Raw genomic sequence first — 19444 nt, 5'->3', positions numbered from 1 at the left:
GCCCATCGCCGGCAAGCCAGCTCCCTGTGGGGGCCGGCTTGCCGGCGATCGAGGGCAACGCCCTCGCTGAGGAAAAGCCATTCATGACCTACACCCTCGACGACCTGCTTCACCTGATGGCCCGGCTGCGCGACCCGCAATATGGTTGCCCGTGGGACCTCAAGCAGGACTACGCCAGCATCGTCCAGCACACCATCGAAGAAGCCTACGAAGTCGCCGACACCATCGAGCGGGGTGATTTCGCCCACCTGCAGGGTGAGTTGGGTGACCTGTTGTTCCAGGTGGTCTACTACAGCCAGCTGGCGCGGGAAGAGGGGCGTTTCGAGTTCACCGGTGTGGTTGACTCGATTACCCGCAAGCTGATCCGTCGTCACCCCCATGTGTTCCCCACCGGCGAGCTCTATGCACCGGTCGACACGCCTTCGTTGAGCGAAGCCCAGGTCAAGTCGCGCTGGGAAGAGATCAAGGCCGAAGAGCGCGCCGAAAACAGCGAGCCCGAGCAGTTGTCGCTGCTTGACGACGTGCCCGCGGCGCTGCCGGCACTGTCGCGCGCCGCCAAGCTGCAGAAGCGCGCGGCCACGGTCGGTTTCGACTGGCCTGATGCGCTGCCGGTGCTGGACAAGGTGCGCGAAGAGCTCGACGAAGTGCTGCAGGCCATGGCCGACGGTGACAGCGATGCGCTGGAGGACGAGCTGGGCGATCTGCTGTTCGCCACCGTCAACCTGGCCCGGCACCTCAAGCACGACCCGGAAAACGCCCTGCGCCGCGCCAACCGCAAATTCGAACGGCGTTTCCGTTTTATCGAACAGGCATTGCGCGAGCAGGGCCTGAACCTCCAAGATCGTACCCTCGACGAGCTGGACGCCCTGTGGGGCGAGGCCAAGCGTCAGGAAAAGAACCTGCCCAGCTGCGGCTGAGCCGATGCATAAGTGAGTAAAGACACCCATGAGCCTTTCCCTTCGCGACCAGCTGCTCAAAGCCGGCCTGGTCAACCAGAAACAGGTTTCCCAGACCAACAAGGCTGAGAAAAAACAGAAGCGCCTGGAGCACAAAGGCCAGGTCGAGGTGGACGACAGCCAGCAACGCCTGGCCAAGGAAGCCCTGGCCGAAAAGGCCAAAAAAGACCAGGAGCTGAACCGCCAGGTCCAGGAGAAGGCCGAGCAGAAAGCCCGCGCCGCGCAGATCAAGCAGCTGATCGAAGCCACGCGCCTGCCCAAGCTCACCACCGAGGATTACTTCAACTTCGTCGATGACAAGAAGGTCAAGCGCATCGCCGTCAACGCCCTGATGCGTACCAAGCTGAGCAACGGTGCGCTGGCGATCGTCGGCCATGCCGGCGGCTACGAAGTGATTCCGCGTGAAGCGGCGGTGAAAATCCAGGAGCGCGACCCACAGCGTATCCTGCTGCTCAACACCCATGTCGAGGAGGCGGACGAGGACGATCCGTACGCGGCCTACAAGATCCCTGACGATTTGATGTGGTAAGCATGAAAAACCCCGCCTAGGCGGGGTTTTTTGTTTGAAGGCGGTGTCACTGGGGCGTGCGCTGGTTTTCCAGGACTTCCAGTTCGCTGCGGTACTGCTGGGCCAGGTGTTCTTCGTGGAACATGCCGACCAGTTGGCCCTGTTGGTGCACATCCCAGATCCGCACGCCAGCGGCCAGGCCTTCGTGGGACATTTTCGATTCGTCGCGTTCGGTTACTTGAACTGTCATCGTCAAACTCCACTGCTTGATGGGCTGCGGCACTGTGTCGCAGGCCTTCTTTATAGAATTTGTTAGCAGGCTAAGTAAATTAAACGGCGATGAAACAAGTTTCATGAAGGCAGTAGGGTGTGCGCGGCCCCCTGTAGGAGCGGCCTTGTGTCGCGAAAGGGTCGCGTAGCGGCCCCAGAGTCTGCCCAGGCCACAAGATTGCCGGGCCTGCTGCGCAGCCCTTTCGCGAAACAAGGCCGCTCCTACAGGAGGGTAGTGACTGCTGCAAAGAAAAGCCCCGCACAAGGCGGGGCTTCGGCTATTGCCGGCGTCGCTGATCAGTTGCCTTTGACCGCCTTGCCATCGACCGTGCCATCCTGCAGCACGATCACGTACTCCTTGCCGTCGGTCTCGACCTGGCGCAGTTGCACCAGCAGGTAGTCCCAGTCCTTGGCGAACCACAGCTCGGTAATGCGCTTGCTCTGGCTCGGGTCGCGCACGCGCTCGACCTTGACTGCTTCAACCTGGCCGGTCTTGATGGTGACTTTCTCGGTGCCCAGCACGCGGAAGTCGTAGGTGTCGATCTCGTCACCGTCGACCACCTGGTAGGTCATGCTCTTCTTGCCGGCGGCCACGTCATGCTGCAGTGCCAGCTGGTAGGACGACTTGTCCAGCACGCCGCGGTTGAGCGGCAGGCTGATCGCGTCGCCACGGTCGCTGCCGGTGACCTTCTTGCCGGTCCAGTCGAAGGTGAGATCGACTTTCTTCGCCTTGCCCAGGCCGCCGCGCTCGAAGTGGTACTTCTGCGGCAGCAGGGTGTCGTTGTCGAGCTTGAGGGTGCTTTGCTCGGTGAGGCTGGCGATCATCATGGAAGCCTTGAAGTTAAGGTCCCAGGTACCGTTGGCGTTCTTCACCAGGCTGCGCTCGGCAGTGCCGCTCATGGGCAGTTGCTTCCAGTCAGCCGTGTAGCTGGCTGCGAAAGGCTTCAGATCAGCTGCCTGGAGCGGCAGGGCGAGCACGGCGAGAGCCAAGAGCAGGGCGCGACGCATAAATTCTCCTAGGATCGAATCAAGTGACCGCTGGCCGCCAGCGGCTGGCCATCCAGTAATGCACCCTGTTCGCCCAGACGCAAGCGTCCTTCGGCGAACCAGCGCACCGCCAGCGGGTAGATCTGGTGTTCCTGCAGGTGCACGCGCTGGGCGAGTGTCTGCTCGGTGTCGTCCGTTGCAACCGGAACCACAGCCTGTACGACCAAAGGCCCGCCATCGAGTTCCTCGGTGACGAAGTGCACGCTGCAGCCGTGCTCGGCATCGCCGGCCTCCAGCGCACGCCGGTGTGTGTGCAGGCCTTTATACCTGGGCAACAGTGACGGATGTATGTTGAGCAGGCGGCCTTGATAGTGGCGTACGAAGCCGCCACTCAGGATGCGCATGAAGCCGGCCAGTACCACCAGGTCGGGCTCGAAGCCGTCGATCAGCGCCATCAGCGCCGCATCGAAGGCTTCGCGGCCGTCGAAACCCTGGTGTTCCAGCAGCGCGGTGTCGATGCCGGCTGCCTTGGCACGTTCCAGGCCGTAGGCATCGGCGCGGTTGGAAATCACCGCGCGGATGCGTACCGGGCTGTCACTGGCGCTGGTGTTGTCGATCAGCGCTTGCAGGTTGCTGCCGGAGCCCGACAGCAATACCACGACGTTGCAGGTCTTGCTCGGCATCAGTGTGCCTTGAGGTTCTGCAGCTCGACCTGGGCGGCGCCTTCGGCGGCTTCGGCGATGTGGCCGATCACCCAAGGCTGCTCACCCGCTTTGCGCAGTTCGTTCAGGGCGGCTTCGACCTGATCCTGGGCGACACAGATGACCATGCCTACGCCGCAGTTCAGCACACGGTGCATCTCGTGCTCGTCGACGTTGCCTTTTTCCTGCAGGAAGTCGAACACCGCCGGGCGCTGCCAGCTGGCCACGTCAACCACGGCCTGGGCGTTTTTCGGCAGTACGCGCGGGATGTTGTCCAGCAGGCCGCCACCGGTGATGTGGGCCATGGCCTTGACCGCGCCGGTGTTCTTGATCAGCTGCAGCAGCGGCTTGACGTAGATGCGGGTCGGCGCCATCAGCAGGTCGGTCAGCGGCTTGCCGTCGAGCTGGGTGTTTTCGATGTCGGTGCCGGACACTTCCAGAATTTTGCGGATCAGCGAGTAGCCGTTGGAGTGCGGGCCGGAGGAGGGCAGGGCGAGCAGGGCGTCGCCGGTGGCCACTTTCGAGCCGTCGATGATCTCGGCTTTTTCCACCACGCCAACGCAGAAGCCGGCCAGGTCGTAGTCTTCGCCTTCGTACATGCCTGGCATTTCGGCGGTTTCACCACCGACCAGCGAGCAGCCGGCCAGTTCGCAACCGGCGCCGATGCCAGTGACCACGGTGGCGGCCACGTCGACGTTGAGCTTGCCGGTGGCGTAGTAGTCGAGGAAGAACAGCGGCTCGGCGCCGCACACCACCAGGTCGTTGACGCACATGGCGACCAGGTCCTGGCCGATGCTGTCGTGCTTGTTCAGGTTCAGCGCCAGGCGCAGCTTGGTGCCGACACCGTCGGTGCCGGAGACCAGCACCGGCTGTTTGTAGCCGGCCGGGATCTCGCAGAGGGCGCCGAAGCCGCCCAGGCCACCCATGACTTCAGGGCGTGCGGTGCGCTTGGCGACGCCCTTGATGCGTTCGACCAGTGCTTCGCCGGCGTCGATGTCTACACCGGCGTCCTTGTAGCTCAGGGAGGGTTGCTTGCTCATTGATCCAGGCCTTTAAGAGGGAGGGATTCTTGGAAAACGACCGGGACGGCCAAGGCCGGCTTCAGAAGCGGCGGCTGCCTGTACGTCACTGGTCTGCGAAGGCGCGCGATTTTATCAGGGTTGCCCCGAAGCGGCCATCCTCAGGCCGACGGGCAGGCCTCAAATCTGGGCAAAAAAGCGCTTTCACGGTGCGCGACTGGTTGCCGCGCCGGTGCCTGTATAAGGTATAGGCATCGTGACGGGCATAAAGGGCCGCGGCAGCGCAGCATTTTTCCGCGTTGCGCGGTCACAACCGGCAGGTCCGGGCTCGTCGCTCGTGGTCATCTGGACAGGAATCCTCAATGCGTCTTTTCAATTTCATCGCGGCCGGGTGCCTGGTGCTGGTCGGCGCTGCAGCGCAGGCCGAAACCGTCACCGGCCTTTATCAGGTCCGCGAACCTGTCGAAGGGCAGGGCAGCGACGCCCGCGCCCAGGCTACCAGCAAGGCCCTGGATACCCTGGTGCTGCGCCTGACCGGCGACCCCAAGGCGGCGCAGAGCCCGGCCTTGGCCGCGCTGCGCAAGGACCCGCAGCAAATCATCAACCAGGTGGGCACCGAGGCCGGGCCGCCCGAGGTGCTGCTGGTCGAGTTCGACCCTGGCAGCACTGAGCGTGCGCTGCGCCAGGCGGGCCTGGCGCTGTGGGGCAACAATCGCCCGTCTATCCTCGGCTGGTGGCTTTACGACAGTGCCGAGGGCAGCAACCTGGTGGGTGATGGCCAGGCCGCCGCCGAACCGCTGCGCCGTGCCGCCCAGCACCGTGGCTTGCCGCTGCGCCTGCCGCTGGCCGACTTGCAGGAGCAGCTGGTGGCCAACGCCAAGCAGCTTGAAGGCAATGACCCGGCACCGCTGCGTGAGGCATCCGAGCGTTACGGCGCCAATGCCTTGCTGGCGGTGCATGCGCACGAGGCCGACGGCAAGTGGCAGGGCAAGTGGCAGCTGTGGTTGGGTGACCAGCGCGAGCAGGGCAGCGCCGAAGGTGCCGACCAGGCCGCCTTGGCCGATGCCGTGCTGCTGGCCGTGAGCAACCGCCTGGCGCCGCGCTATGTCACCCGCCCCGGGGCCAGCAGTGACCTTCAGGTGCAGGTGCAGGGCATGAACCTGCAGCGCTATGCCGAATTGAGCCGCGTGCTCGAGCCCTATGGTGCCCGTCTGCAGATGGCCGAAGGTCGCACCCTGACTTACGGTGTCACCGGCAACCGCGAGCAGTTGCGTGCGCAACTGGGCTTGGCCAAGTTGCAGGAGTTGCCTGCCGAGGCCGCGCCGGCACCTGCCGCCCAGGGCGAGCCAGGCACGACACCCCCTGCCACTGCAGCCAAGCCGTTCGATGGCTTGCGTTTTCGCTGGTAAGGGGGCTTGAGCATGATCGATATGCGTCGTTGGATCGGGCTGGGCGCGGCCCTGCTGATCGCTGTGCTGCTGTATCTGCTGCACAACATTCTTTCGCCGTTCCTGGTAGGGATTCTGCTGGCCTACCTGGCCGATCCGCTGGTCGACCGCCTCGAGCGAGCCGGGCTGTCGCGAACCTGGGGCGTGGTGGTGGTGTTCAGCCTGTTCACCCTGGTGTTCATGGCTTTGCTGCTGGTGCTGATCCCCATGCTGGCCAAGCAGCTGGTGCGCTTGTACGAGCTGGCGCCGCAGATGCTCGACTGGCTGCAGCACGTGGCCCTGCCCTGGGTGCAAATCCGCCTGGGCCTGGCCGATGGCTTCTGGAAGTTCGACAAGATCAAATCCGCCATCGGCGAGCACATGGGCCAGACCACCGACCTCGTCGGTGTACTGCTGTCCCAGGCCACTGCGTCGAGCCTGGCCCTGATCGGCTGGGTGGCCAACCTGGTGCTGATCCCGGTGGTGGGCTTCTACCTGCTGCGTGACTGGGACCTGATGATGGCCAAGCTGCGCAGCCTGTTGCCGCGCCAGCGCGAAGAGCAGGTGGTGGGGCTGGCCGGTGAATGCCATGAGGTGCTGGGGGCGTTCGTGCGTGGCCAGTTGCTGGTGATGCTGGCACTGGGCGTCATCTATTCCACCGGGCTGATGCTGGTGGGGCTGGAGCTGGGCCTGCTGATCGGCATGTTGGCGGGGCTGGCGGCGATCGTCCCGTACATGGGCTTCATCATCGGTATCGGCGCGGCACTGGTGGCCGGCTTGTTCCAGTTCAGCGGCGAGCTGTATCCGATGCTGGGGATCGTCGCGGTGTTCATGGTTGGCCAGGCACTCGAGGGGATGGTGCTGACGCCGCTGCTGGTGGGCGACCGGATCGGCCTGCACCCGGTGGCGGTGATCTTCGCCATCCTCGCCGGTGGTGAGTTGTTCGGCTTTACCGGGGTGTTGTTGGCGCTGCCTGCGGCGGCGGTGATCATGGTGCTGCTGCGGCACGTGCATGAGCTTTACAAGGAGTCGGATATGTACGCCGGGGAGATTGATCCGGACCTGTAAGTGACCGCGTCAACCGTGGGAGCGGCGAACCGCCGCTCCCACAGGGGCTGTTGAACATCGCAACTGCTTGATTTTACTTGTGCTCTTCCCCTGTCGGATTGTGCCGCCCGCGTTGCGGGTATAGACTTTGCACACTCTTCACCAAAGGCCCCCTGTGGTCCACGCGACCGCCCGAGAGCATGAAACCGATCCAGTTGCCCCTGGGTGTGCGTCTGCGTGATGACGCCACCTTCATCAACTACTACCCCGGCGCCAATGCCGCGGCATTGGGCTATGTCGAGCGGCTATGCGAAGCCGACGCCGGCTGGACCGAGAGCCTCATTTACCTGTGGGGCAAACAGGGCGTTGGCCGCACCCACCTGCTGCAAGCCGCTACCCAGCGGTTCCAGCAGCGCGGCGAGCCCGCCGTCTATCTGCCGTTGGCGCAACTGCTGGAGCGCGGCGTCGAGTTGCTCGACCACCTCGAACAATACGAACTGGTGTGCATCGACGACCTGCATGTGATCGCCGGCAAGGCAGACTGGGAAGAGGCCATGTTCCACCTGTTCAACCGCCTGCGCGACAGTGGCCGGCGCTTGCTGCTGGCGGCGTCCAGCTCCCCTCGCGAACTGCCCATCAAGCTGGCGGACCTCAAGTCACGCCTGACCCTGGCGCTGATCTTCCAGATGCGTGGCATGTCCGATGAAGACAAGCTGCGTGCCCTGCAATTGCGTGCCTCGCGGCGCGGCCTGCACCTGACCGACGAGGTCGGCCACTTCATCCTCACCCGTGGCACACGCAGCATGAGCGCGCTGTTCGACCTGCTCGAACGCCTAGACCAGGCCTCGTTGCAGGCGCAACGCAAGCTGACCATCCCGTTCCTCAAGGAAACCCTGGGTTGGTGACGCCCTGAAAACACGGGGCCAGAGCGTCAAAACAGAAAAGTCACATGTTTTTCGATAAAATTTGCAAATGGTTCCGATAGAAGGCATAGTTTCCCCCTTCTAAAGGACTACAGACACGGTCGTGCCCATGCTGAAGCGCTTCGCACCCCTCGTGCCACTTGCACTTGCCACCTTTCTGTTTGGTTGCGCCGCTAATGGCCCGGCCACTCAATCCCAGGATCATCGCCTGGCCGCCGAGCAATCGGTCAAGGCCAAGGCTTCCGCTTCTTCCGTATTCACCGAGGAAGAGCTGGCCAGCGAAGATGACCTGAATGCCTTCTCCAGCAACAGCAAGCCTTATCAGCTCCCGGTGCTGGCCGACAGTATCCTCGAGCGCGGCATGGCGCTGATCGGTACCCGCTACCGCTTTGGCGGCACCACCGAGCAAGGTTTTGACTGCAGCGGTTTCATTGGTTATCTGTTCCGCGAAGAAGCTGGCATGAACCTGCCGCGCTCGACCCGCGAGATGATCAACGTCGACGCCCCCAAAGTCGCGCGCAACAAGCTCAAGCCAGGCGACCTGCTGTTCTTCAGCACCAATGGTCGCGGCCGCGTCAGCCATGCCGGCATCTACCTGGGCGACAACCAGTTCATCCACTCCAGCAGCCGCCGCAGCGGTGGTGTGCGCATCGACAGCCTGGGCGATCGCTACTGGAGCAAGACCTTCATCGAAGCCAAGCGCGCGCTGGCCATGGCACCGACCACGATCTCGCGCAATTGATTTGATATCAAAATGCTGTACCCTGCCGCGGCGGCGTAGCTGAAAAGCTCGCCGCCGTGCGCATTTACAGAAAGCGTCTAATCTAATTTCTCACCTCTTTCCATCTTCGGCCGCGGCCGAGGTTTGCCTGACAGGACGTTCGCATCATGGCGATGTTGGCGCGCTTCGCATTTCTCTCCCTGGCGGCATTGCTTGCTGCCTGCTCCAGCCGTGCACCTGCCCCTGCGCCGGTCAAGCAGCCCATGGTCTTCAGCCCGCAACCGGCGGCATCGCCCGCGGCAGAGGATGTGCTGTTCCGCGCGATCGGTTTGGTCGGTACGCCGTATCGTTGGGGCGGCAACACCCCTGATTCGGGGTTCGATTGCAGCGGTCTGATCGGCTATGTGTACCGTGATGCCGCGGGCATCAGCCTGCCACGCACCACTCGCGACATGATCGTCATGCGTGCGCCCAGTGTGGACATCAATGCCTTGCAGTCCGGCGACCTGGTGTTCTTTGCCACCAATGGCGGGGCACAGGTCAGCCACGCTGGTATCTATGTCGGCGAAGGGCGTTTCGTCCATGCGCCGTCCACCGGCGGCACGGTGCGCCTGGACTACCTCTCCAGCAACTACTGGGCCAAGGCCTATCTGCAGGCCAAGCGGGTGTTGCCACCCGGGCATTTGGCGCAGAACCCCTGAGCCTGCTTCACGCCTGTGTGGGCTCCAGCGGAAAGAAACGCTGCGCCAGTGCAGGTGTTCTGATCCGGGCCTGCAGTAGCCCGCGATCGTACGGCGCACCGGTGCGCAGGTCGTATAAAGGCCCTGAAGTTGGCCTGACAACCTGCCTGAGGGTCACGTGAATGAAGCGGTAGGCATCGCCGTAGACCTGCTCGAGCTTTTCGATACGAAAGTACTGGCCGGGCAGGAACAGCGTTTCGGCTTCATCCCAATACATGGAAAAGGCGCTGATTGGCGTTCCTCCCTGGTAGTGCCCCGCCGGCAGTTCGAACACCACCGAGGTGTCATCGAACAACCAGGGCAGATCGGACGTCACCGCGACCCTGGCCGCGAACCCGGGAACGATATAGGGGTTTTCGGTGAACGAGGTCAGGTCGGTATTGATCAGCGTATCGCCCACTTTCAGCTGGCCATTGCGGTACAAGGCGCCACTGGTTCCGCGCGCGGCATTACCGCCCCGGTACAGGGTGACCGCATTGCTCTTGGGTAATGCCTCGAGCGAATCGGCGAGCCTGGCAATGTAGTTGTCGACATCGTCATGGTCGTAGGTGCCCTGGCGGAACACTCGGTTGACCTGCGAGTCTTCGTCGGTGAAGTACTCGATCAACTCGTTGTGATAGCCGTCGCCTTGGTGCAGGTACGAATAGGTCGGGTTGCCATCGACCTTGATGCAGTAGATGCCATGTTCATCCGCTTGCGGTAACTGATCCTTGGCCAGCACGGGCAGGTCAGCGAGCAAATTTTTCTGCCGAAGCCTGGCGCGTACCGACAGCGCTGTGCTTTTACCCTGGTCGGCGACCATGTATTGGTCCCAGAACGCCGAGGGTACGTCGGCCACGCCGGCTACGGTGGGCGGGGCGCCGCCGATCAGCCCCGGGCGATCCAGCAGCTCCCATTGGCCGGACGCGTTCAGGCGCACCGGGCGCAGCGGTGCAAATGCGTAAGGATTGTCCTCCGTCACAATCAACCAGGTCGACAGTTCGCGGCTGTAGCGCACCCGATAGACCGTCCCGTCCAGGCTGATCCGGCAACTGCCATCGTCATACAGGCTCACGCCTTGCAGCGTGCCAGCCACGCCCAGCTCGCCGATCGCCAGCTGGTTGCTCTCCAGGCCCTCCAGTACCGTACCCGGAGCCGGGTGCGGCGCCCATGTGTTCAGGGTGGTGTCCAGCTCGTGGGCGGGCGCCTGGTAGTCGAGTGACGCGAAATTGCCATGAAAACTCAGGTCGACCAGGCTGAATGCCGCGCACAGGCTGTCGATCATGGCTTCGCGCAACGCGTCCTGGCGCGCCGCCTTGTCGACCGCGCTGGCCGCTGCGTCCACATCCAGCGCCAGTTTGGTCAGGCCAGCCCCGAGCAGTAGCAGGGTCATTGGCCAGCCCAGCGGTGCGAAGCTGCCAAAAACGCCGAGGAACGCCGCCAGATAACCGCTCCACAGGGCCTTGCGCAGCGCGCTGTTGTTCAGCATTGCCGAAGCATTGCGCTGCATTTCTGCCCTGGCCTGTTCGGCAAGGTAGACGAAGAAATTACCCGGCAGCTGCCGACGGATGAAACCCAGCAACACTTCGACCGCTTCGTCGGAGCGACTGTCCCTGATGCTGCTGAAGGTGCGATACAGCAATTGCGCCTGGGCGTTGTCGGCCAGGTCGCTTTGCGCCGCTTGGGCAAAGGCCGCCAGTTGCGTCGGGTCCTGCAACTGCGTGCGCAGCCAGCCGGCCATGTGTCGCGTCGAATCGAATGCGCGCAGCGGCTCTGCGCACCACGGCAGGTAGGCCAGCACCCGTCCACTGCTCGCCGCCAGACTGTACAGCCACGGCCGGCTGCCGTGCCCGGCGTCATAGCGGCTCACGGTGAGTGCGCTAGCGGGCGCATCGTGCTGCAGCTCGGCAAGCGTGAGGACGTTGCCCGATACTCCTAGCATTTCCCGTATCGCGGCAAGGTCGGCACTGTCGATCCGCCCCGCACGTTCGGCGGTGCAAGCGTGGCCCAGCAGGTTGAGCCTGGCCAGCACTTTGAAGTGCCGGCCGCTACCCCGCCAGAAGCGCTCGACATCGTGGCGATAGGCCGCGCCGAAATCCAGTGTCCAGAGCTCACTTAGAACATCGGCCCCCAGCAGCCGCTGCTCGTTGCGCTCGTCGAACATGCGGGCCTGGGGGCCGTCCCGGTAGAACCCGCCCAACTGGCTCAGTTCATCGCTGGCCTCCTGGAAGCGCAGGTCGAAACGCTGCACCACCAGCTGCGTCAAGGTCATCGACTTCTGTGGTGGGCCGCTGTGCTGCCAGCCGGTGAAGGTGCGGGAGCTGCTGCTGGTGGTATTGAACTGGTGCCACCAGAAAAACCGCGGGTCCAGCGACTTGCCCTCATAGGTGCGCACGATGCGTGCCGCGTGCCCGTTTGCCAGTGCAAAAGGGTCGGGGAAGTCTCGAACGAAATCATCGACCAGGCGTACGAACGGCCCGGCCAGCTCAAGGGCGTCCAGGGTGCTTTGAAACTTGTCCAGCAGGGCGGTCATGGCCAGCTCCTTCAGGGGATGGAGTGGCCATTGTCGTCAGGGAGGCGGCGGGGCGGCGGTAGCTATCTGGCACCTGCCCTCAGGCTTGCTTGAGCAGCAGTGCCACGCCGGGGAAGTACTGCCCCAGGTCGTTGTGCAGCTTGCGGTAGGCATAGGGGAAGTACCAGGCGATGGCGCAGGCGGTGTGTTTCTGCAGGTCGTCAACCAGGTCCTGCAACTCCTCGGGGCTGGCGTGCTGGCCGGCTTTCCAGGGCGTGACGAACAGCGCACCCGCCTTGAGCTGGCTGGCATAGCCGATGTGTTTGGCCTGGGCGGCGGTTTCCTGCAGGGCCGAGGCCAGGTCGAGGCGGGCGATACGTGGCCAGCGCTGGCCGGCATGCAGGTGCAGGGAGGCTTCGGCGTTGCTGATCGACAGGTCGCAACGCCCCTCGCGCTCACCCTCGTCACGTTGCTTCTTGCTCTGGTACTGCTGCAGTGCCACCAGTTCGCCCTGCCAGGCCGCTGCCGCGAGCATGCCGACGTTGGCGGCGCTGCCATGCCAGTAGGGCGCATCAGCGTCCCCTTGCAGCTGGTTGAAGCGGTCGATGCAGTCAACCCAGCGCTCCAGCGCCGGGCGCAGGAACTCGAAGTGGGTGTTGTTGATGATCAGGCCTTGCATGCTGGGCGCTCCTTGTCATTGTCATTGAGGTCAGCGAGATTGATGGCTAAGTGATATCACTGTCATGAGTGTGGCACAAGCCGACGGATTGGCCATTGATCCAGGCCAGATCGGCCCGTGTTCGATTGACGCTCATGGTGCAACCCTCTAACCTTCGCGGCGTGTTTCAGGTGCCCTGCGGACTGTGGTTCGGCAGGGTGAAACTGGGAAGCCGGTGGGCGCCGACAAGGTGCGATTCCGGCGCTGCCCCCGCAACGGTAAGTGAGTAGAAACCGCGCAGAACCACTGGGTGCAAACACCCGGGAAGGTGCGCAGGCACAGGGCCCATGGCCCGCTCACAAGCCCGGAGACCGGCCTGTAACTGCCAACGGCATCACGGAGGGTGATGCGCAGTGCGATGTGGTCTTTCGTGCCACGGCCCCTGCGCGTTCTCCGTCTGCCCGCCTTTTACCTGTCGCCTGGCGGTGACAGCTGCGGAGAACCCTGATGAGCGAATCCCCCGAACGCGACGAACGCCACCTGGCGCGCATGCAGCGCAAGAAGGCGCTCATCGACGAGCGCATCGCCAACGCCCCTAACGAATGCGGCCTGCTGCTGGTACTCACCGGCAACGGCAAGGGCAAGAGCAGCTCGGCCTTCGGCATGCTCGCCCGGGCCATGGGCCACGGCATGCAGTGCGGCGTGGTGCAGTTCATCAAGGGCCGCAACAGCACCGGCGAGGAGCTGTTCTTCCGGCGCTTCCCCGAGCAGGTGAGCTACCACGTGATGGGCGAGGGCTTCACCTGGGAAACCCAGGACCGCCAGCGCGACATCGCTGCCGCCGAAGCCGCCTGGGCCGTGTCGCGCCAGTTGCTGCAGGACCCGTCGATCCAGTTCGTCGTGCTCGATGAACTGAACATCGCCCTCAAGCACGGCTACCTTGACCTCGACCAGGTGCTCAGCGACATCCAGGCCCGCCCGCCGATGCAGCACGTGATTGTCACTGGCCGTGCGGCCAAGCCCGAGATGGTCGAACTGGCCGACACCGTCACCGAGATGGGCATGCTCAAGCATGCGTTCCAGGCCGGTATCCGCGCGCAGAAGGGCGTTGAACTGTGAGTGAGCCACGCCAGTGCCCGGCGGTGCTGATCGCCGCGCCAGCCTCCGGCCAGGGCAAGACCACCGTCACCGCCGCCCTGGCGCGCCTGCACCGCAACCTCGGGCGCAAGGTGCGGGTGTTCAAGTGCGGCCCGGACTTCCTCGACCCGATGATCCTCGAGCGCGCCAGCGGTGCGCCGGTGTACCAGCTGGACCTGTGGATGATTGGTGCCGACGAGAGCCGCCGCCTGCTCTGGGAAGCGGCCGCTGATGCCGACCTGATCCTGATCGAAGGGGTGATGGGGCTGTTCGACGGCACGCCGTCGAGTGCGGACCTGGCGCGCCACTTCGGCGTGCCGGTGCTGGCGGTGATCGACGGCACGGCCATGGCCCAGACCTTTGGCGCCCTGGCCCTGGGCCTGGCGCGCTACCAGCCGGACCTGCCGTTTGCCGGCGTGCTGGCCAATCGTGTCGGCACCCTGCGCCATGCGCAGCTGCTCGAAGGCAGCCTGACCGAAGGCCTGCGCTGGTATGGCGGGCTGTCCCGCGAGCGCGGCATCGAGCTGCCCAGCCGCCACCTCGGGTTGGTCCAGGCCAGCGAACTGAACGATCTGGATGCACGCCTGGACGCCGCCGCCGAAGCACTCGCCGCCAGTTGCGATGCGGCGTTGCCGCCACCGGTCAGTTTTGCCGCGCCGGCGCCTGTCGACCTGTCGAAGACACTCTCCGGCGTACGCATCGGCGTAGCCCGTGACGAAGCCTTTGCCTTCACCTACGGCGCCAACCTGGAGCTGCTGCGCAACCTCGGTGCGCACCTGGAGTTCTTCTCGCCGCTGCATGACCGCGAATTGCCCACCGTGCATAGCCTGTACCTGCCCGGTGGCTACCCGGAGCTTCATCACCCTGCATTGGCCGCCAACGCGCCGATGCTGGAGGCGATCCGCGCCCACCACGCCCAGGGCAAGCCCTTGCTGGCCGAGTGCGGCGGCATGCTCTACCTGCTCGATGCCCTGACCGACGTGGCCGGCGAACGCGCCGCACTGCTCGGCTTGCTGCCGGGTGAGGCGACCATGCAGAAACGCCTGGCTGCCCTGGCCTTGCAGGCGGTTGAGCTGCCGGAAGGCACCCTGCGCGGGCACACCTACCACCACTCGCTGACCAGCACCGCGCTGGAGCCGATCGCCCGCGGCCTGAGCCCCAACGGTGGCCGTGGCAACGAAGCGGTGTACCGCATCGGGCGGCTGACCGCCTCCTACGTGCACTTCTATTTCCCTTCCAACCCCGACGCGGCGGCGGCGCTGCTGCGACCATGAGCGGCCACGCCTACAGCGACGCCGAGCGCGCGGCCGTCTACCGGGCCATCGGCGAGCGCCGCGACATGCGCCATTTCGCCGGTGGCGAGGTGGCGCCGGCACTGCTCGGGCGCCTGCTGGCCGCCGCGCACCAGGCGCCCAGCGTGGGCCTGATGCAGCCATGGCGTTTCATCCGTATCACCCAGGCTGAACTGCGCACGCGCATCCAGGCGCTGGTGGAGGAGGAGCGGGTGCGCACCGCCGACGCCCTGAACGAGCGCTCCGACGAATTCATGAAGCTCAAGGTCGAGGGCATCAACGACTGCGCCGAACTGTGGGTAGCGGCGTTGATGGACAACCGCGAACCGCACATTTTCGGCCGTCGCACCCTGCCGGAAATGGACCTGGCGTCGCTGGCCTGCGCTATCCAGAACCTCTGGTTGGCGGCGCGTGCCGAGGGCCTGGGCATGGGCTGGGTGTCGCTGTTCGAGCCACAGGCGCTGGCCGAGCTGCTGGGCATGCCCGCCGGAGCCAAGCCGGTGGCGGTGCTGTGCCTGGGGCCGGTGACCGAGTTCTACCCGGCGCCGATGCTGGCGCTGCAAAACTGGGCCGAGCCACGGCCGCTGAGTGAAATGCTGTACGAAAACCATTGGGGAGACCGGCCATGAGCGTGGCCTTGCTGACTGTCGCGGGCGTGGCCCTGGATGCCTTGCTTGGCGAGCCGCAACGCCGGCACCCGCTGGTGGGCTTCGGCAACCTGGCGGCGAACCTGGAGCGGCGCCTGAATGCCGGTGGCCGTGGTTGGCGCAGCCATGGTGTCAGCGCCTGGTTCCTGGCCGTGGTGCCACTGACCCTGCTGGCGCTGATCCTGTCCTGGCTACCTTACGTTGGCTGGATCGTCGATGTGCTGGCGCTGTACTGCGCGCTGGGCCTGCGCAGCCTCGGCGAGCATGTGCTGCCGGTGGCCCAGGCGCTGCGCCAGGGTGACCTGGACGAAGCGCGGCGCCGGGTCGGTTACCTGGTCAGCCGTGAAACCCGCGAGCTGGACGAGCCCGCCGTGGCCCGGGCGGCTACCGAGTCGGTGCTGGAAAACGGCAGCGATGCGGTGTTCGCCGCGTTGTTCTGGTTTGCCGTGGCCGGTGCGCCGGGTGTGGTGCTGTATCGCCTGAGCAATACCCTCGATGCCATGTGGGGCTATCGCAACGAACGCTTCGAGCGCTTCGGCTGGTGCGCGGCGCGCATCGACGATGTGCTCAACTACATTCCCGCGCGCCTGGTGGCGCTGACCTACGCCGTGCTCGGCAAGACCCGCCTGGCGCTGCGCTGCTGGCGCCAGCAGGGGCCGCTGTGGGACAGCCCCAACGCAGGCCCGGTGATGGCCAGCGGCGCCGGTGCGCTGGGTGTTGAGCTGGGAGGCCCTGCGGTGTACCACGGCGAGCTGCACGAGCGGCCGCGCCTGGGCGAGGGGCCGATGGCCGACGCCGACGCCATCGAGCGTGGCTGGAGCCTGGTGCAGCGCGGGGTGTGGCTATGGTTGCTGGTGATCTGCCTGGGGAGTTACCTGAATGCTTGAACACGGTGGCCGCCTGCTGCGGGCGGTAGTGCAGTACGGGATTGCCCGCGAGCGTTGGCTCGACCTGTCCAGTGGCATCGCACCCTGGCCATACCCGGTGCCGTCGATCCCCCAGGAGGCCTGGGCGCGACTGCCGGAAACCGAGGACGGCCTGGAGCAGGCGGCGCGCACCTACTATCACGCCAGTCTGTTATTGGCCGTGGCCGGCTCTCAGGCGGCGATCCAGGCCCTGCCGCAGCTGCGCGCGCCTGGGCGGGTCGGGGTGCTGACACCCTGTTATGCCGAGCATCCGCATGCCTGGCAGCGTGCCGGGCATACCTTGGTCGAGCTGGGTGACGACCAGGTCGAGGCAGCTATCGACAGCCTCGACGTGCTGGTGCTGGTCAACCCCAACAACCCCACCGGCCGGCTGATCCCCCGTGAGCGCCTGTTGGCCTGGCATGCCCGGCTGGCTGCGCGGGGCGGCTGGCTGGTGGTCGACGAAGCGTTCATCGACAACACCCCGGGGCTCAGCCTGTGCGGCCATGTCGATCGGCCAGGGCTGATCGTGTTGCGCTCGTTCGGCAAGTTCTTCGGCCTGGCAGGGGTGCGGCTGGGCTTCGTGATGGCTCAACCGGCACTGCTGCAGGCGCTGGCCGAGCTGCTGGGGCCGTGGACGGTGAGCGGTCCGACCCGGGTGCTGGGCAAGGTATGCCTGGCCGATGAGCTGGCCCACCTGATGCAGATCGACCGCTGTGCCGGGGCCAGCGCTCGGCTGGTGGCCCTGTTGGCCGAAGCCGGCCTGGCGCCGACGGGGGGCTGCGACCTGTTCCAGTACGTGGCCACCGAGCGTGCCGCACAGCTGCATGAATTCCTCGCCCGGCGCGGCATCCTCGTGCGCCTGTTCGAGCACCCGGCGGCGCTGCGTTTCGGCCTGCCGGCCAACGCCGCACAAGAGCAGCGCCTGCGCGAGGCGCTGCTGGATTATCTAAAGGAATCGGCATGACCACCCTGATGGTGCAAGGCACCACCTCCGATGCCGGCAAGAGCACGCTGGTTACCGCCCTGTGCCGCTGGCTGCTGCGCCAAGGCGTTGCAGTGGTGCCGTTCAAACCGCAGAACATGGCGCTCAACAGCGCAGTGACCGCCGACGGTGGCGAGATCGGCCGTGCCCAGGCGGTACAGGCCCAGGCCTGCCGGCTGGCGCCGCACACCGACATGAACCCGGTGCTGCTCAAGCCCAACAGCGACACCGGTGCCCAGGTGATCATCCATGGGCGCGCCGTCACCAGCATGAATGCCGTGGCCTACCACGGCTACAAAGCCATCGCCATGCAGGCGGTGCTGGCCTCCCATGAGCGGCTCGAGCAAGCCTATCAAGTGGTGATGGTCGAAGGCGCAGGCTCCCCTGCCGAGATCAACCTGCGTGCCGGCGATATCGCCAACATGGGCTTTGCCGAGGCGGTCGACTGCCCGGTAATCCTGGTGGCCGATATCAACCGTGGCGGGGTGTTCGCCCACCTGGTGGGCACCCTGGAGCTGCTCTCGCCGAGCGAGCAGGCGCGGGTCAAAGGCTTCGTCATCAACCGTTTCCGTGGCGATATCGCCTTGCTGCAACCGGGCCTGGACTGGCTGGAGCAGCGCACCGGCAAACCGGTGCTGGGCGTGCTGCCCTATGTCACCGACCTGCACCTGGAGGCCGAGGACGGCATCGACGTGCGCCAGGCGGTCAAAGGCGAACGGCTGCTCAAGGTGATCGTGCCGGTGCTGCCGCGCATCAGCAACCACACCGATTTCGACCCACTGCGCCTGCACCCGCAGGTCGATCTGCAATTCATCGGCCCGGGCCAGCCGATCCCGCCCGCCGACCTGATCATCCTGCCCGGCTCCAAGAGCGTGCGCGGCGACCTGGCGCAGTTGCGTGCGCGTGGCTGGGACACGGCCATCGCCCGGCATTTGCGCTACGGCGGCAAGCTGATCGGCATCTGCGGCGGTTTGCAGATGCTGGGCCGCGAGGTCCACGATCCACTCGGGCTGGAAGGCCCGGCCGGCTCCAGTGTCGGGCTTGGCCTGTTGGATTACGAGACCGTGCTGGAGGCCGAGAAGCAACTGCGCAACGTCGGCGGCACACTGCGGCTTGAGCAGTCGCCGATAGCGGGCTACGAGATCCATGCCGGCGTTACCCGTGGCCCGGCCCTGGAGCATCCGGCCGTGCAGCTGCACGACGGCCGCTGCGACGGCGCCATCAGCGCCGACGGGCAGATCCTCGCCACCTACCTGCACGGCCTGTTCGAAGGCAGCCAGTCGTGCGCGGCGCTGCTGCGCTGGGCCGGGCTCGCCGATGTACAGGCCATCGACTACGAGGCCCTGCGCGAGCGCGATATCGAGCGCCTGGCCGACCTGGTCGAGCAGCACCTGGACACCGCGCACCTGCGCCAGCTGTGTGGAATCACTGCCCATGCGTAACCTGATCCTCGGCGGCGCCCGCTCGGGCAAGAGCCGCCTGGCCGAGCAACTGGCCAGCGCCAGCGGCCTGCCGGTGACCTACATCGCCACCAGCGAGCCGCTGGACGGCGAGATGAACGAACGGGTGCGCCTGCACCGTGAACGCCGCCCGGCCGACTGGGGGCTGATCGAAGAACCCCTGGCCCTGGCCAGGACACTGCGCGCCGAAGCCGACGCAGGGCACTGCCTGCTGGTGGACTGCCTGACGCTGTGGCTGACCAACCTGCTGATGCTCGACGACGAACAGCGCCTGGTGCAGGAGCGCGACGCGCTGCTGGCGTGCCTTGAGCAATTGCCGGGCACGATCATCCTGGTCAGCAACGAAACCGGCCTGGGCGTGGTGCCCATGGGCGAACTGACCCGCCGCTACGTCGACCACGCCGGGCTGTTGCACCAGGCCGTGGCCGAGCGCTGCCAACGCGTGGTGCTGACCGTGGCCGGCCTCCCTTTCATGCTCAAAGGACCCGCGCTTTGACGCGGGCCATGCCTCACGCAACCCTCTGTAGGAGCGGCCTTGCGCCGCGAAAGGACCGCAACGCGGCCCCGACT

At 65.3% G+C, this 19444-nt stretch carries 20 protein-coding genes and 1 riboswitch; of the genes, 14 read left to right on the top strand and 6 right to left on the bottom strand.

The genetic code is table 11. The annotated features are described in order from the left end of the window. Window positions 1-83 precede the first annotated feature (83 nt). Together mazG and L6D77_RS05490 are read left to right on the top strand one after the other, a co-directional pair. Window positions 84-917, top strand: a complete 834-nt coding sequence (mazG, locus tag L6D77_RS05495) for a nucleoside triphosphate pyrophosphohydrolase (RefSeq protein ID WP_232882409.1) — start codon at window positions 84-86, stop codon at window positions 915-917. 28 nt (window positions 918-945) lie between these two features. Next, window positions 946-1485 carry a DUF2058 domain-containing protein gene (locus tag L6D77_RS05490; RefSeq protein ID WP_232882408.1) on the top strand — a complete coding sequence of 180 codons (540 nt, stop codon included), beginning with the start codon at window positions 946-948 and terminating at the stop codon, window positions 1483-1485. A gap of 46 nt (window positions 1486-1531) precedes the next feature. Here L6D77_RS05490 and L6D77_RS05485 read toward each other — a convergent pair whose 3' ends face one another. The 4 genes from L6D77_RS05485 to purM form a co-directional block, all read right to left on the bottom strand. Further along, window positions 1532-1714 (bottom strand): hypothetical protein, encoded by a 183-nt coding sequence (locus L6D77_RS05485; protein ID WP_110993029.1) that lies wholly within the window; start codon window positions 1712-1714, stop codon window positions 1532-1534. Window positions 1715-2031: 317 nt separating this feature from the next. Then, complete coding sequence (locus tag L6D77_RS05480) at window positions 2032-2742, bottom strand: DUF3108 domain-containing protein (RefSeq protein WP_232882407.1); 711 nt, start codon at window positions 2740-2742, stop codon at window positions 2032-2034. Window positions 2743-2750: 8 nt separating this feature from the next. After that, a complete protein-coding gene (purN, locus tag L6D77_RS05475) occupies window positions 2751-3404 on the bottom strand; it encodes a phosphoribosylglycinamide formyltransferase (protein WP_232882406.1) in 654 nt (217 codons plus the stop codon). Next, the gene (gene purM / locus L6D77_RS05470) at window positions 3404-4462 is read right to left on the bottom strand and encodes a phosphoribosylformylglycinamidine cyclo-ligase (protein WP_232882405.1); all 1059 of its coding nucleotides are present in this window, start codon (window positions 4460-4462) and stop codon (window positions 3404-3406) included. The genes purN and purM overlap by 1 nt, the downstream gene beginning before the upstream one ends. A gap of 341 nt (window positions 4463-4803) precedes the next feature. On the opposite strand from purM, the gene L6D77_RS05465 reads away from it, so the two are divergent. The 5 genes from L6D77_RS05465 to L6D77_RS05445 all read left to right on the top strand — a co-directional run bounded on the left by L6D77_RS05465 (window position 4804) and on the right by L6D77_RS05445 (window position 9260). Then, a complete protein-coding gene (locus tag L6D77_RS05465; RefSeq protein WP_232882404.1) occupies window positions 4804-5850 on the top strand; it encodes a DUF2066 domain-containing protein in 1047 nt (348 codons plus the stop codon). A 12-nt stretch (window positions 5851-5862) separates the two neighbouring features. After that, a complete protein-coding gene (locus L6D77_RS05460; protein WP_236170023.1) occupies window positions 5863-6936 on the top strand; it encodes an AI-2E family transporter in 1074 nt (357 codons plus the stop codon). Window positions 6937-7115: 179 nt separating this feature from the next. Then, window positions 7116-7820: a DnaA regulatory inactivator Hda gene (gene hda, locus L6D77_RS05455; protein WP_110993035.1), complete on the top strand. Its 705-nt coding sequence runs from the start codon at window positions 7116-7118 to the stop codon at window positions 7818-7820. 127 nt (window positions 7821-7947) lie between these two features. Next, window positions 7948-8580, top strand: coding sequence for a C40 family peptidase (locus L6D77_RS05450; RefSeq protein WP_232882402.1), 633 nt, complete (start codon window positions 7948-7950; stop codon window positions 8578-8580). Between the two features lie 146 nt (window positions 8581-8726). Next, window positions 8727-9260, top strand: a complete 534-nt coding sequence (locus L6D77_RS05445; protein ID WP_232882401.1) for a C40 family peptidase — start codon at window positions 8727-8729, stop codon at window positions 9258-9260. Between the two features lie 7 nt (window positions 9261-9267). Here the strand turns inward: L6D77_RS05445 and L6D77_RS05440 are convergent, their stop codons facing one another. Continuing rightward, complete coding sequence (locus L6D77_RS05440; RefSeq protein WP_236170022.1) at window positions 9268-11811, bottom strand: dermonecrotic toxin domain-containing protein; 2544 nt, start codon at window positions 11809-11811, stop codon at window positions 9268-9270. A 79-nt stretch (window positions 11812-11890) separates the two neighbouring features. After that, a complete protein-coding gene (locus tag L6D77_RS05435) occupies window positions 11891-12469 on the bottom strand; it encodes a hypothetical protein (RefSeq protein WP_232882399.1) in 579 nt (192 codons plus the stop codon). Window positions 12470-12620: 151 nt separating this feature from the next. Beyond that, window positions 12621-12842, top strand: a riboswitch (cobalamin riboswitch). Window positions 12843-12955: 113 nt separating this feature from the next. Here L6D77_RS05435 and cobO point away from each other — a divergent pair. From cobO to cobU, 7 genes are read left to right on the top strand one after another with little or no spacing between them, the layout of a single operon-like run. Then, window positions 12956-13567 (top strand): cob(I)yrinic acid a,c-diamide adenosyltransferase, encoded by a 612-nt coding sequence (gene cobO, locus L6D77_RS05430; RefSeq protein ID WP_232882398.1) that lies wholly within the window; start codon window positions 12956-12958, stop codon window positions 13565-13567. Beyond that, on the top strand, window positions 13564-14859 hold the full coding sequence (locus L6D77_RS05425) for a cobyrinic acid a,c-diamide synthase CobB (protein ID WP_232882397.1): 1296 nt from the start codon (window positions 13564-13566) through the stop codon (window positions 14857-14859). Before cobO ends, L6D77_RS05425 begins: the two co-directional genes overlap by 4 nt. Continuing rightward, entirely contained in the window at window positions 14856-15506 is a 651-nt protein-coding gene (bluB, locus tag L6D77_RS05420) for a 5,6-dimethylbenzimidazole synthase (RefSeq protein ID WP_232882396.1), read from the top strand. The genes L6D77_RS05425 and bluB overlap by 4 nt, the downstream gene beginning before the upstream one ends. Next, on the top strand, window positions 15503-16411 hold the full coding sequence (gene cbiB, locus L6D77_RS05415; RefSeq protein ID WP_232882395.1) for an adenosylcobinamide-phosphate synthase CbiB: 909 nt from the start codon (window positions 15503-15505) through the stop codon (window positions 16409-16411). Before bluB ends, cbiB begins: the two co-directional genes overlap by 4 nt. Beyond that, the gene (gene cobD / locus L6D77_RS05410) at window positions 16404-17396 is read left to right on the top strand and encodes a threonine-phosphate decarboxylase CobD (protein ID WP_232882394.1); all 993 of its coding nucleotides are present in this window, start codon (window positions 16404-16406) and stop codon (window positions 17394-17396) included. Before cbiB ends, cobD begins: the two co-directional genes overlap by 8 nt. Continuing rightward, window positions 17393-18856 carry a cobyric acid synthase gene (locus L6D77_RS05405; RefSeq protein WP_232882393.1) on the top strand — a complete coding sequence of 488 codons (1464 nt, stop codon included), beginning with the start codon at window positions 17393-17395 and terminating at the stop codon, window positions 18854-18856. Before cobD ends, L6D77_RS05405 begins: the two co-directional genes overlap by 4 nt. Continuing rightward, complete coding sequence (gene cobU / locus L6D77_RS05400; protein ID WP_232882392.1) at window positions 18849-19370, top strand: bifunctional adenosylcobinamide kinase/adenosylcobinamide-phosphate guanylyltransferase; 522 nt, start codon at window positions 18849-18851, stop codon at window positions 19368-19370. Before L6D77_RS05405 ends, cobU begins: the two co-directional genes overlap by 8 nt. Window positions 19371-19444: the final 74 nt, after the last annotated feature.

The sequence above is a fragment of the Pseudomonas parasichuanensis genome, from assembly GCF_021601385.1.
GTDB lineage: Bacteria > Pseudomonadota > Gammaproteobacteria > Pseudomonadales > Pseudomonadaceae > Aquipseudomonas > Aquipseudomonas parasichuanensis.
The sequence above is the reverse complement of the archived record's forward strand: the minus strand, read 5'-3'. Positions and strand labels throughout refer to the sequence as shown.